Below are 13,871 nucleotides of genomic sequence, written 5' to 3' on the forward strand. Positions count from 1 at the left end.
GGCAATTTAAGCCTAATTTTTAAAATTATGAAGATAAAAGAAATTATTTCGGTACTAGAAACTATGGCGCCGTTAGCTTATGCGGAGGATTTTGACAATGTTGGATTACTTGTCGGAAATCAAGATGATGAAGCCACAGGTGTTTTGGTTTGCCATGATGCTTTAGAAAACGTAATCGAAGAAGCTATTTCAAAAAAATGCAATTTCGTTGTCTGTTTTCATCCGATTTTATTTTCGGGGCTGAAAAAAATTACCGGAAAAAATTATGTAGAACGTGCCGTCTTGAAAGCCATCAAAAATGATATTGCAATTTATGCCGTACATACAGCTTTAGACAATCACCAAAATGGCGTGAATAAGATTTTTTGTGATGCTATAGGACTGAAAAACACAAAAATATTAGTTCCTAAAGAAAATTTTATCCAAAAATTAATCACTTATACGATTCCAGAAAATCACCAGAAATTACGAAATGCCTTATTTGACGCAGGCGCTGGAAATATAGGGAATTATGAAAACTGCAGCTTTAATTCACAGGGAATTGGCAGCTACCAAGGCAACGAGAACAGCAATCCCGAAATTGGTGAAAGAGGCGAATTTGTAGAAAATACAGAGATAAAAATAGAAGTCACTTTTGAAAAACACCTACAAGGCAAGATTTTAAAGGCTTTATTTTCAAATCACGTTTATGAAGAAGTTGCCTACGAAATTTATGATTTGCAGAATTCTCATCAAAATATAGGTTTAGGAATGATTGGTGAGCTAGAAACTGAACTGCCTGAGAAAGAGTTTTTAGAATTTGTAAAAACCAAGATGAAAGCCGAAGGAATCCGTCATTCCGAATACCTTGGAAAACCGATAAAAAAAGTAGCCATGCTTGGCGGTTCGGGAAGTTTTGCAATTAAAAAGGCAATTCAGGCCGGAGCAGATGCTTTTTTGACCGCAGATTTGAAATATCATCAGTTTTATGAGTCTGAAAATCAGCTGCTTTTAGCGGATATAGGGCATTACGAAAGTGAACGCTATACAAAAAATTATATAGTTGATTATCTTACGAAAAAAATTCCTAATTTTGCAATCATTTTATCAGAAGAAAATACAAATCCAGTTAAGTACTTATAGAATATGGCGACTACAAAAGAATTGAGTGTTGAAGACAAGTTAAGAGCGATTTATGATCTACAGTTAATCGACTCAAGAATTGACGAAATCAGAAATGTTAGAGGTGAATTGCCTTTGGAGGTGGAAGATTTGGAAGATGAAGTGGCTGGCTTGAGCACACGTCTTGACAAATTGAAAAACGATTTGGAAGTTATCGAAGAGCAGATCAAAGTAAAAAAGAATGCTATCGACGAACATAAAGAAGCCATCAAAAAATATACAAAACAGCAAGAAACTGTTCGTAACAACAGAGAATTCAACTCTTTGACTAAAGAGGTTGAGTTCCAAGAGCTAGAAATTCAATTGGCTGAAAAGCAGATTAAAGAAATGAAAGCTTCTATCGAGCACAAAAAGCAAGTAATTTCAGATTCTAAAGAAAAATTAGAAGCAAAATCGTCTCACTTAAAGCATAAAAAATCTGAATTAGACGCTATCATGTCTGAAACAGAAAAAGAAGAAACTTTCCTTTCTGAAAAATCAGCAGAATATGAAGCGTTGATTGAGGTAAGATTATTGCAAGCTTACAAAAGAATCAGAAGCAGTGTTCGCAACGGACTAGCTGTCGTTTCAATTGAAAGAGGCGCCTCAGCAGGTTCTTTCTTTACGATTCCGCCACAAACACAAATGGAAATCGCTTCTCGTAAAAAAGTAATTACCGACGAGCATTCCGGAAGAATCTTAGTCGACGCAGCATTAGCTGATGAAGAAAAAGAAAAAATGGAGAAATTATTTTCAAAATTCTAGATATATTTAGTCCCGATAATCATCGGGACTTTTTTTTATGAAAAAAATCAGCAACCTGCTTCTCGCCAAATCTATCGGATTATATATTAATCTCCTTAGCTATGTGTCGCCAAAAAAAGCGTCGCAATTGGCCTATAAGTTTTTTAGCGAACCGAGAACAGGAAAGCTTTTTTCAGACCAGATGCCCGAAGTCTTGAAAAATGCCAAGACTGAAATCCTGGAGATGAGAGAACATCAATTCCCTGTCTATATCTGGGAAGGGAATGACACGTATGTCCTTTTAGTCCATGGCTGGGAAAGTAATGCTTCACGTTGGGAAAATTTCCTTCCCTACCTAAAACAATCAGGGTGTTCGATTATTGCGTTAGATGCTCCAGCTCACGGCTTATCTTCGGGAAGGGAGTTCAACGTTCCGAGATATGCTGAATTTGTAGATGTCGTTGTCGAAAAATACAAGCCGCAGTTTTTAATCGGCCATTCTATGGGAGGTGCTACTTCTTTATACTACCAACATCTTTATCAAAACAAAGCGATTGAAAAGATGGTACTCTTAGGCGCTCCGTCTGACTTGCAGACTTTAGTCCTAAATTATGCAAAGCTATTAAGCTTGAATATGAAAACTATCAGCATGATCGAAAATCATTTTCTAGAGCACTTCAAAATTAAGGTAGAAGAGTTTTCTGGAAAGATATTTGGTTCCAGAATAAAAGTAAAAGGCTTGATTGCCCATGATATCGATGATGATGTGGTTTCTTTTGAAGAAGCTAAAAAGATAGTAAGTTCATGGAAAGAAGCTACCTTTATTGAAACCCGCGGCTTAGGTCATAGCATGCATGACGATATCTTATACAAGAAGATTTGTTCCTTTTTATTCGATAAAGGAAATTATATGGATAACAAAAGAGCATCGTAATCGATGCTCTTTTTAGTTATTTCTTAATGATCTTTTTGGTTTCTGACCTATTTCCGTCTACGACTTTCACAAAGTACAATCCTTGAGAAAAAGAACTCAAATCGATTGCATTATCTTCAGAGATTGGAGCTCCATAAACGCGTTGTCCTACAGCATTACAAATCTCAACTCTTGCGTCTGCAGATAAATCTTTTGTCTTGATCGTCAGCCTGTCTGTTGCTGGATTCGGATATACAATAAACTCCAACCCGCTAACCTCATCCACACTTAAAAACTCACTCTGCACTTGAAGAATAGCTGCCTGCATGTTAGGAATTGGCCCGATATTACCACCTGTTCCTTGTGGTATTCCAGTAGATTGAAGAAGATTCCTCATTTGTACAGGCGTCATGTAGTTACCGGTAAGGGTATGGTAATACGATTGCAACACGATCGCGCAAGAAGCGACTATTGGCGTTGCCGAACTCGTCCCAGAAAAATTAGTATAGTATTGGTTGAAATCGCCGCCAATCTGTTGGGCATCTCCATAACCAGATGCAAAAACGCCAGTTCCCCAAGCATGCACATCTACCCTAGCACCATAGGTACTAAAAGAAAGCTTGTTATGATTGATGGTGTTATCACCAGCTCCGACCATAATGGCACCGCTGTTTCCTCTGTTTCTATAATTCAGGTAAGGTGCCGAATCTAAATTTTCTGCTCCGTTTCCTGCTGCCGCTACAATTATTATCCCTGCATCGGTTGCCGCTTTGGTTAGATCCCAAACTGCACCTACATATTCGGCCGGGCCGTAGTTTCCTTGAGCTCCGGTTGCCTGCATTTCATAAATCAAAATATCCCCGGCAGCTGAATTAGCGATAGCCTGAGTAACTGCTGCAACACGATTGTAACCTGATGTCTGCCACTCTGGAGCCAGCATCATTTGTGCTGCTCCATAAGCCATACCGGAAATACCATAAGCACCTTTGTCGCCATAAACAATTCCAAAAACGGCAGTACCATGTTCTGAATAACTTGTCGTCACGCTCGATGAAATGTTCATTCCTGGTGCTAATATTACATTTCTTTCGTTAAGATCTTCGTGCTCGCTATTAAAACCGTACTCCACATCACGAATTCTGATACCAGCACCATTAAGATTTAATCCCCATGCATATGTCATGTTTACTCCCGGATTAGGCTGGATATAAGTCTGATTTACTTCAAAATTAGGAGTTGTTGGCGGAATATCAGCAGGCGGCTGTATAGGCTCCAAGGAGCTCAACGAGCAATATTCAACTTCCGGAAATTCTTCTAGTTTTTTTGCTAGCGCAAGCAGCCTATCATTTGTAGGATTATTAATTTTTATCTTAAGTATGTTTCGCAGTTTTGCAACCGAATGCCCTTTGCCTGTCAATTCGATAGCTTTCTGTTCTAATTCATCAAGCTTTTCATCAGAAATTTCTATTCCTTTTTCTAGAACTAGACCATATTCTTGCTGCAGCGCCTTAAAACCTGGGATTGATTGTGCTACTGTATTATACGATGCTTCATCAAAATGCAATGATGTATCAAACGAAACATACAGCTCGTGCGCATTACTGCCTTTTTCTAAGGCAAAATCTCCTTTCCTGTTTTGCCCGTAGGAAGCTACTATCGAAAGCAACATCAAATGTATAATCAAGGTAATTTTTTTCAAAATAATAAGCTTAATTGATTAGTACTCTAAATTTGGTGCAAGATATATAATTTTAAGACACATAGTTTTGGCGCGCGTTAATATTTAGTTGTTTTAAAGCAGCTTATATAAATTTTCCTGATGTTTTTCTAAAATACAAATTAACCCTACCTTTGCCCTATGGAAGAAAATCTCAAGCGACTCAATAAATTCATAGGCGAAACAGGCTATTGTTCCCGCCGTGAAGCCGACAAGCTTATCGACGAAGGCCGTGTTACCATCAATGGAAATGTAGCAGAAATGGGAACAAAGGTTTCTACAGAAGATGAAATTCGTATTGATGGCAGGCTGATTGTCGAAAAAAGAGACAAGCCGGTATATCTTGCTTTTAACAAACCTGTAGGTATAGAATGTACGACCAACTTGGAAGTCAAAAATAATATTGTCGACTATATCAATTATCCGAAAAGAATTTTCCCTATCGGACGTCTGGACAAAGCCAGCGAAGGCTTGATTTTCATGACAAACGATGGCGATATCGTCAATAAAATTCTGAGAGCCCGCAACAACCACGAGAAAGAATATACGGTAACCGTCAACAGACCCATCACCGACCGCTTTATCGAAAGAATGAGCAACGGTGTTCCTATCTTAGATACAGTGACTCGAAAATGCAAGGTCGAACAAGTCAGCAAGTATATTTTCAAGATTATCTTGACACAGGGACTGAACCGACAGATTCGAAGAATGTGCGAATATTTAGGTTATGAGGTTACTGCCTTGAAGCGTATCCGAATCATCAATATTTCCTTAGATGTTCCTGTAGGCCGATACCGAGATTTGACCGATGACGAAATCAAAGAACTGAATCAGTTAATAGAACCTTCAAGCAAGACAGAGGAAGCTAGCCTTCCAAAACCGGAACAGAGGCGTCCGCAGCAGCAAAGGGTTATCCGAAAAATTCCGCCAAGAAATAACGATAATAGGAATTTTAAAAACGACAAATAAAACAAAACCCAAGACTTTCATCTTGGGTTTCTTTTTAAATCTAGTTTTTTAAACGTTTCTGCTCGCGTGCCAAAAGCGTATTTTTAAGCAACATGGCAATCGTCATCGGACCGACACCGCCTGGAACAGGCGTTATAAAAGAGGCTTTTTTGCTTACGAATTCAAAATCAACATCGCCTGTGATTCGGTATCCTTTTTCACTTTCGTCAGCAACTCGGGTAATTCCGACATCGATAACAACTGCATCATCTTTCACCATTTCTGCTTTCAGGTAATTCGGTACACCTAGCGCTGTGATGATGATATCTGCCTGAGTCGTAATCTGAGCAATATTTTTGGTATAGCTGTGCGTTAATGTAACTGTTGAATTTCCAGGAAAACCTTTACGTCCCATCAAAATACTCATCGGTCTGCCGACAATGTGGCTTCTTCCGATAACAACCGTATGTTTTCCTTTGGTTTCTACACCGTATCTTTCTAATAATTCTAGTATTCCGAAAGGCGTCGCAGGAATAAACGTTGTCATATCCAAGGCCATCTTTCCGAAATTCTCTGGATGGAATCCGTCTACATCTTTGCTAGGATCAATCGCCATCAATACTTTCTGCGTATCAATCTGTTCTGGCAAAGGCAATTGGACAATAAATCCGTCGATGTTATCATCTTCATTCAATTGCTTGATTTTTTTAAGCAGTTCAGTTTCAGAAGTCGTGCTTGGCATCTTGACCAATGTCGACTCGAAGCCTACTCTTTCGCAAGCTTTTACTTTGCTTCCAACATACGTCAAGCTCGCACCATCGTTCCCCACGATAACCGCGGCCAGATGAGGCACTTTCTCGCCGTTGTCTTTCATCTTTTGGACTTCGGCAGTGATTTCGTTCTTGATGTCGTCAGAAATTTTTTTTCCGTCTAGTAGTTGCATTCTTTTGTAGTTAGTGTTGTTTATGAAAATTTTTAGGGCTTAAAATTTCAGCTTGAAACTTTAAGCCCTAACAGTATTTTATTATCTCATTCCTTTCATACCGCCCATCATTCTCATGAGGTTCTTGCCGCCACCGCCTTGCATCATCTTCATCATCTTGCTCATCTGGTCAAACTGCTTCATAAGCTGGTTGACTTGCTGGATATCGGTTCCAGAGCCTTTTGCAATACGGTTTTTTCTTTTGAGATCGATAATCGCAGGCTTGCTTCTTTCTGTTGGAGTCATCGAGTGGATAATAGCTTCGATATGCTTGAAGGCATCGTCTTCGATTTCGACATCTTTTAATGCTTTTCCTGCACCGGGAATCATCCCGACCAAGTCTTTCATATTACCCATCTTTTTCACTTGCTGGATCTGCGTCAAGAAATCGTCGAAACCAAATTCGTTTTTGGCAATCTTCTTTTGTAGCTTTCTTGCTTCTTCTTCGTCGAATTGCTCTTGGGCTCTTTCTACCAAAGACACAACGTCTCCCATGCCTAAGATTCTTTCGGCCATACGATTTGGATAGAATACATCGATAGCATCCATCTTTTCACCTGTACCGATAAACTTGATAGGCTTGTTTACGACGGATTTAATAGAAATTGCTGCTCCACCGCGCGTATCACCGTCTAATTTGGTAAGGATAACTCCGTCAAAATTCAATCTGTCGTTGAAGGCTTTTGCTGTGTTGACAGCATCCTGTCCCGTCATCGAATCGACAACGAATAGTGTTTCTTGTGGCTGAATCGCTTTATGGACATTGGCAATTTCGGCCATCATTTCTTCATCGACAGCTAAACGACCCGCCGTATCGACAATGACTACGTTAAATCCATTTGATTTTGCATGCTTGATGGCATTTTGTGCAATTTCGACCGGATTTTTATTTTCTGGCTCAGAATATACTTCTACGCCAATCTGGTCGCCGACAACGTGCAACTGATTAATCGCCGCAGGACGGTAGATATCACAGGCAACCAACAATGGTTTTTTATTTTTCTTTGTCTTAAGATAATTTGCTAATTTCCCAGAGAAAGTCGTTTTTCCAGAACCTTGAAGACCAGACATCAATATTACAGTCGGGTTTCCAGAAAGATTCACTCCTGCCGCATCGCCACCCATCAATTCGGTCAATTCATCCTTAACCAACTTTACCAAAAGCTGTCCTGGTTGTAACGTAGTCAAAACGTCCTGACCAATTGCTTTTTCTTTTACTTTGGTCGTAAATTCTTTAGCAATCTTAAAGTTGACATCGGCATCCAGCAAAGCGCGGCGTACTTCTTTTAAAGTATCGGCAACGTTAACTTCGGTGATTTTTCCGTGTCCTTTTAGTATATGAAAGGCTTTGTCTAATTTATCGCTTAAATTATCAAACATAATGATTTTCTTTATTGAGGTGCAAAGATAAGAGAAAGACGGTAAGTATCAAAGAGCCAAAGGGGCAAAGTTATAGCACGGTAACTTCTATAGTTAAAATAAAAAAACCAGGCATTGCTGCCTGGCCTTTCACTTAACTAAACTAAACTAATTTTCGAAGCATGTATTGGTATCGCCTTCAAGCTGAAAAAGCGTTGTGACTTGCTGCGGGGTCAGTACTTTTTTATAGACACGTAAGTCATCAAGATATCCTTCGAAATTCTTTCCTATTATATAATCAAGAGCCTGCGTATTTAAGAATATATTGGATACATCTTCTGAGTTTCTTAAGACGCCATCTCTGTACATTTTAACATGATCAATATTATTAGGGGTATCATGCTGTACGGTAACCACTAGATGGTGCCAATTTGTAGTATCATTCCACAAATTTTGATCTACGTTCCATGACATATCCCAAAGTCCGCCCTGAGGCCAAAAAACTAGAGGCGTATTTCCATCATAAACACCTACACCAAAAGTTGTCGGATATGGCATGCTTCCGTTTGATTTTTCAAACATGCGCTCAAAATCTCCTGCTTCAGTATTCTGCATTCGGAACCATAGGCTGACAGTTACAGAACTACCTACTTCTATATTACGAGCTGTAGTCGTATTGAGCGTTAAGAAGTTTGTACGAGTAAATGAAATCGCGCTATTTGCATTGCCGCTTCTATCTGTAACAAATGTTGGAGCCGCAGCAGGAACAGCCAAATCTCGACTAACCAAATCTCGAACTTCATTGGCAAAGGGCATGTAAATAATCAGATCGTTGGTCAAAATATTCGGGTTCGGACATATATTATCGACACAGTCCTGAATCGCTCCCAACATTTCTATATTGTTGCGAATCGTGACCTCAATGCCGTTTCTATTTGTTATTGTAATCGGGTAATCGACTGCGTAAAATTCGTTGTTGCCCAAATTGAAAAGCAACAGAAAAAATTCCAAGTCATTATGAACTGTATAGGTATGCGCGAGCTGGAAGTTGCTGTTATACCCAAAAACGCGTATCGGATAATGGATAGAAACGCATGCAATGTTTCGCTCTCCTGGTTCTGGCTCCTGACAGTCGTCTCTCAAGGCATTGAATTGTGTTTCATTTTGCACGACAACTTCTCTGTAGTCTGGATAAACAATCGTAATAGGAAATACAAAATCTACATAATCGTGATCAGCATCTGTAACTTCAAATATGTCGTTTACCAAATGATAATCATTTTCTGTATTGATGGTTACTGCCTGACTGTTTACAATCAGGCTGACTGGCAATTTCACGCTAAAGCAGCTTGTGCTGTCAATTATATTATCGTCTGCCGTTGCATTCATCGCGACTCTTTCAAAAAGCCCTGTCAACGGTGCCGTCTTACTCAGAGTTTCCTCATTCTGCTTGGTTTCATTCTCTTCATCCTGGCAGGACACCGTAAAAGCGGCAATACAAATACAGCCCAGTGCTAAAATTGATTGTAGAATTTTCTTCCTATTCATGATTACTAAATTTATTGGTTTGGTACTAAAACAAGCATTATGGAAAATACCCTACCCGACAAAACTTCTTTTTTTAATTAAAAGCTATATTTGATACAACTAAAAAAAACTGAATATAAAAGTAGGGTTTTTATCAACTTGGCTGTTATACAGAAGGACTGTCTTTTAAACTGTATGAAAGAAATAAAAAAAATTGCGGGCGTCTGCGAAGAAATGGTCTTTTCAGATTTCTTCCGTTCCAACGCAAAAACCTTGCGGAATTATTTATTTTATAAGTTCGGCAATGAGGAACAAGCGAATGATATTTCTCAAGAAGCTTTTGTAAAGTTGTGGGAAAATTGTGGCCAAGTTCCTTTAGAAAAGGCAAAATCTTTTATTTATAAGGTGGCAAAAAACGCTACCTTGAATCAGATCGCACATCAAAAGGTAGTTTTGGGATATGCGAAAAAAGAAAATCCGACACAGCATACCAACGAAAGTCCTGAATTTATTCTAGAAGAAGAACAGTTCAAGAAAAAACTCGACCAAGCAATCCAGAATCTGACGGAAGGACAGAGAACGGCTTTTCTTTTAAACAGAATTGATGGCAAAAAATATAGCGAGATTGCGGCAATGCTAGACATCAGCGTCAAGGCCGTAGAAAAAAGAATCCACGGAGCGCTGGTTTCGCTGCGGCAAGAAATCGAAGCTATAAAGTAGGGTTTTTGAGCGCTGATATGTTTTAACAAAAAGAAGTGATGGAAAATAATTTTGACTTAGCAAAATGGCTGGCTGGAGAAATGACTGCAGATGAATTGGAAGCTTTCGAGAAGTCGCCCGAATTCAATACGTATAAAAAGATAAAAGAACTTTCAAGCCAAATGGAAGCGCTTGCTTTTGATGCCGAGAGTTCCTATCAAAACATAATGGGCCAAGCTAAAGAGAAACCTGTCGTTAGATTGCGCAACAATTGGTTTTTGAAAGCTGCGGCTATCCTAGTCATTGCTTTGGGCACGTTATTTATTTTGAAGCACCAGATTACGAGCACAGAATATGCCAAGGCTGGAGAAAAAACCACTTTTCTTTTGCCTGATGATTCCGAAATTGCGCTGAATTCTGATTCTGAAATCCGATATAAAAAATGGAACTGGAGCAGCAACCGAAGCTTGGATTTAAAAGGAGAAGCTTTTTTTAAGGTTGCCAAAGGCAAAAAATTCGACGTAAATACCAGCCTTGGGACAGTAACGGTAGTCGGTACCCAGTTTAATGTAAGGGCTAGGAATACTAATTTTGAAGTAGAATGTTATGAAGGGAAAGTAAAAGTAGCTTTCAACAATAAAATACTATTTTTAGAAAAAGGAAGCAGTGTTATTGTCCGAAGCGGAAAACAGCTACAGTCCCTGCCGCTAACTACCGATAAGCCGAGCTGGCTTTTAAACGAACTAAAGCTCAATGCTGCCGCCTTGAACGAAGCAATTAGCGAGATCGAACGCCAATACGCTGTTGAAATCGAACATTCTAAAATTAGTTCTGATCAGTATTTTACCGGAATATTGCCTTTAGACAATATCGATACTGCCCTTGAAATCTTATGCAAGACCTATCATTTGGATTATACAAAAACTTCTGATAAAAAGATTACCTTGATAAAAGAATGACGAGACTCATCCCCCGGCTGTTGTTATTTTTTTTCCTTTTCTTAGCTTTCCAATCGATTTGGGCGCAAGAAAAGAGAACAGCCATGCCTTTAAAAGAAATTCTTGCGAGCCTATCCAAAGAGCACAAAGTACAGTTTAATTTTATTGAGGAAGAAGTAGCGCCTCTTTTTCTGATTCCGCCAGCTCCCGAACTGAAATTGCCCGAAAAACTAAACTATTTGCACAATCAAACAGCTTTGGATTTTGAAATCATAAACGACCGCTATATTGTTGTCGCTTCAAGAAAAAAACAAAAAAGCGCTACTAATATTGCCTTAAAGCCAAGCGACAGCATTCCGATCACTCTCGAAGAAACGATTATAGAGAAATACCTAACTAGCGGAATTTCTAAGACCGTAGAAGGGAGCCTTATCATAAGGCCAAAACGATTTGGGATTCTTCCGGGACTGACAGAGGCTGATGTCCTGCAAACCCTTCAGCAGGTTCCAGGAATCTATAGTGCCGACGAGACGATTTCTAATATCAATGTCAGGAGCGGCACGCACGACCAAAATTTATTTTTATGGAACGGAATTCGGATGTTCCAGACTGGACATTTCTTCGGCTTGATTTCTGCTTTCAATCCGTCGCTTTCGCAAAAGATTTCTATTTCAAAAAATGGAACTTCTGCATTTTATGGGGAAAGTGTCTCCAGCGTCATCGATATTTCTTCTATTCCTGAAACTATCGGAACTACCGCATCAAGCCTAAGTTCTAACTTGATCAGCGCGCAATTTAATTCCAAGATACGGCTTTCAGATAATTCAAGCTTCCAGATTTCAGGAAGACGTTCTTTTACCGACTGGGCTACTTCCCCAACCTACAAGAACTATTACAATCGAATCTTCCAGAATACCATCGTTACGAATATCGAAAATAACGAAATCTCGAATTACCATACCGATGAAAAGTTTTATTTTTACGACTTTACGGCCCAATACCAGCAGAAAATAAGTACTGCTACTCAAATAACCGCCGCTTTTATCGGAATCAATAATTCTTTAAATCTTGACCAGAAAATAACTTTTGACGGTATTTTAAGATCCCGAAACAGCGATTTAGAACAGCAAAATTTTGGCGGTGCCCTTTCTTTGAAAACAGGTTGGAATGAAAAAAATTACAGTACAATTAGCGGCTACCTTTCCTATTATAATCTAAATTCAAGGAATGAGGCTGTCGAAAACACCCAGACGCTAGTACAGCAGAATACCGTTATCGATATGGGATTCCGATTGGAAAACAAACACATCCTTAATCCAAATCTGACCTTGAATACAGGATATCAGTACAATGAAATTGGAGTCAGGAATTTTGAAAACATCGATAATCCAGGATTTTCAAGAAGCATCAAAGAAGTCTTGAGAACCCATTCGTTGATTGCAGAAGGAGAAATACATTCCAATAACAAGCGTCTTTTCTTGAAACCGGGTTTGCGCTTGAACTATATTGAGGAATTAGAAACCTATCTTTTTGAACCGAGACTACAATTCAATTACAAATTCAATGAAGAACTAAGTATTGAGGTTTTAGGTGAGCAGAAAAGCCAGACGGCTTCACAGGTTATCGATCAGCAACAAGACTTTTTAGGCATTGAAAAAAGGCGCTGGATTTTGTCTGACGACGATCAGATTCCAATTCAAAAAAGCCATCAGATTTCCACTGGACTGACTTACAAGACTGGGCAATGGTTGGTTTCGTTAGATAATTTTTATAAAAAGGTTACTGGAATCTCAACGCCAAGCCAGGCTTTCCAGAATCAACTAGAATTTATAAAGATTAATGGCGATTATAAGGTGTTGGGATCGGAGCTTTTGGTACAGAAAAACTTTAACCGCTTTTATTCTTGGGTCAGCTATAGCTTGAGCAACAGTGACTATAAATTCGATTCGCTTATACCTTCGGAATTTGCCAATAATTTCCAGATTATCCATAGTATCAATTGGGCCGCCATCTATGACTGGCAAAATATTAAAGTGGCTTTAGGCGCAAAATGGAATTCTGGAAGGCCCGAAACAACTCCGGCGACAAATCTTTTGGATTTCAGCAATCCAGCAAAGCCCGAAATCAATTATAATTTTCCAAACAATAAAGACCTGGGCGATTATTTTCAAGTAAATTTTTCGGCTTCTTATAGCTGGAAATGGAATTCAAAAAATCAATTAGAATTAGGCATTTCTGTCCTCAATGTACTAAACAAAAAAAACACAATTAGTCGTTATTATAGGGTAAATAACGGCAACAATACCATTGAAAGTGTCAATACATATTCTTTAGAAAGAACGCCTAATGCTTCGTTGAAATTCAATTTTTAGCAAAATAAAAAGCCAGTCTAACGACTGGCTTACTTAATTTATTATGGATTCTTCTCAAAGGTCAGATAATCCGTGCCTCCGTTTCCTCCGCTGTCATCAACAAGCCTGATTTTCGTCGAAGTTCTTTCCACCACATCCCAGTCATCGCTCAAATCAGCAAAAGCTGTTGGAGCAGAAAAAAGGATATTAAAGTCGATGTCGTCGCTAGGGCTGTCATCATTGTCGTCAGTTACGGACCAGGTGCCTTCGTAGGTATTGGTACCATTGGTAGCGGTCAGTAAACTGGTACTTCCAAAAGTAAAATTATAGCCTGTAAAATCCGCTGTTTCGTTATTCCCGCTATCAATATAGCTGGTAATTCTCCAAGTTCCTGAAGTTACCGTATTGACAACTTCTTCTACTGTCGTGTTTGATGGCGAACTACTATCGTCATCTGAACTGCATGCCGTCGTAAAAAGGAACGCTCCGGCACATACTGCAAAAATTAATTTCTTTTTCATGGTTTGGTTTTTTATTGTCAAAAAACAATTGG

At 39.0% G+C, this 13,871-nt stretch carries 12 protein-coding genes; 7 read left to right on the forward strand and 5 right to left on the reverse strand.

Annotated elements, in window-relative coordinates; translation table 11 throughout:
* The first annotated feature begins 27 nt into the window (after positions 1-27).
* Genes GGR22_RS03305 through GGR22_RS03315 form a run of 3 tightly spaced genes read left to right on the forward strand, consistent with a single transcriptional unit; the run spans position 28 to position 2,818 of the window.
* Positions 28-1,122, forward strand: coding sequence for a Nif3-like dinuclear metal center hexameric protein (locus tag GGR22_RS03305; RefSeq protein ID WP_182492553.1), 1,095 nt, complete (start codon positions 28-30; stop codon positions 1,120-1,122).
* A 3-nt stretch (positions 1,123-1,125) separates the two neighbouring features.
* A complete protein-coding gene (locus GGR22_RS03310; RefSeq protein WP_121374956.1) occupies positions 1,126-1,905 on the forward strand; it encodes a zinc ribbon domain-containing protein in 780 nt (259 codons plus the stop codon).
* 37 nt (positions 1,906-1,942) lie between these two features.
* Positions 1,943-2,818: an alpha/beta hydrolase gene (locus GGR22_RS03315; RefSeq protein ID WP_182492554.1), complete on the forward strand. Its 876-nt coding sequence runs from the start codon at positions 1,943-1,945 to the stop codon at positions 2,816-2,818.
* A gap of 16 nt (positions 2,819-2,834) precedes the next feature.
* Here GGR22_RS03315 and GGR22_RS03320 read toward each other — a convergent pair whose 3' ends face one another.
* Positions 2,835-4,496: a S8 family peptidase gene (locus GGR22_RS03320; RefSeq protein ID WP_182492555.1), complete on the reverse strand. Its 1,662-nt coding sequence runs from the start codon at positions 4,494-4,496 to the stop codon at positions 2,835-2,837.
* Positions 4,497-4,655: 159 nt separating this feature from the next.
* Between GGR22_RS03320 and rluF the strand changes: the two genes are divergently transcribed.
* Positions 4,656-5,483 (forward strand): 23S rRNA pseudouridine(2604) synthase RluF, encoded by an 828-nt coding sequence (rluF, locus tag GGR22_RS03325; protein WP_182492556.1) that lies wholly within the window; start codon positions 4,656-4,658, stop codon positions 5,481-5,483.
* A gap of 40 nt (positions 5,484-5,523) precedes the next feature.
* On the opposite strand, the gene GGR22_RS03330 is transcribed toward rluF, so the two are convergent.
* The 3 genes from GGR22_RS03330 to GGR22_RS03340 form a co-directional block, all read right to left on the reverse strand.
* Positions 5,524-6,405 (reverse strand): bifunctional 5,10-methylenetetrahydrofolate dehydrogenase/5,10-methenyltetrahydrofolate cyclohydrolase, encoded by an 882-nt coding sequence (locus tag GGR22_RS03330; protein WP_121374960.1) that lies wholly within the window; start codon positions 6,403-6,405, stop codon positions 5,524-5,526.
* A gap of 81 nt (positions 6,406-6,486) precedes the next feature.
* Positions 6,487-7,824 carry a signal recognition particle protein gene (gene ffh / locus GGR22_RS03335; RefSeq protein ID WP_182492557.1) on the reverse strand — a complete coding sequence of 446 codons (1,338 nt, stop codon included), beginning with the start codon at positions 7,822-7,824 and terminating at the stop codon, positions 6,487-6,489.
* 147 nt (positions 7,825-7,971) lie between these two features.
* A complete protein-coding gene (locus GGR22_RS03340; protein WP_182492558.1) occupies positions 7,972-9,351 on the reverse strand; it encodes a LamG domain-containing protein in 1,380 nt (459 codons plus the stop codon).
* 174 nt (positions 9,352-9,525) lie between these two features.
* Between GGR22_RS03340 and GGR22_RS03345 the strand changes: the two genes are divergently transcribed.
* From GGR22_RS03345 to GGR22_RS03355, 3 genes are all read left to right on the forward strand, one after another.
* The gene (locus tag GGR22_RS03345; protein ID WP_182492559.1) at positions 9,526-10,050 is read left to right on the forward strand and encodes an RNA polymerase sigma factor; all 525 of its coding nucleotides are present in this window, start codon (positions 9,526-9,528) and stop codon (positions 10,048-10,050) included.
* A 38-nt stretch (positions 10,051-10,088) separates the two neighbouring features.
* Positions 10,089-10,988 (forward strand): FecR family protein, encoded by a 900-nt coding sequence (locus GGR22_RS03350; RefSeq protein ID WP_182492560.1) that lies wholly within the window; start codon positions 10,089-10,091, stop codon positions 10,986-10,988.
* A gap of 83 nt (positions 10,989-11,071) precedes the next feature.
* Positions 11,072-13,339, forward strand: a complete 2,268-nt coding sequence (locus GGR22_RS03355) for a TonB-dependent receptor plug domain-containing protein (RefSeq protein WP_182492561.1) — start codon at positions 11,072-11,074, stop codon at positions 13,337-13,339.
* 41 nt (positions 13,340-13,380) lie between these two features.
* Here GGR22_RS03355 and GGR22_RS03360 read toward each other — a convergent pair whose 3' ends face one another.
* Entirely contained in the window at positions 13,381-13,839 is a 459-nt protein-coding gene (locus GGR22_RS03360; RefSeq protein WP_182492562.1) for a hypothetical protein, read from the reverse strand.
* Positions 13,840-13,871 lie beyond the last annotated feature (32 nt).

It is taken from the genome of Flavobacterium gossypii (genome assembly GCF_014138495.1).
GTDB lineage: Bacteria > Bacteroidota > Bacteroidia > Flavobacteriales > Flavobacteriaceae > Flavobacterium > Flavobacterium endophyticum.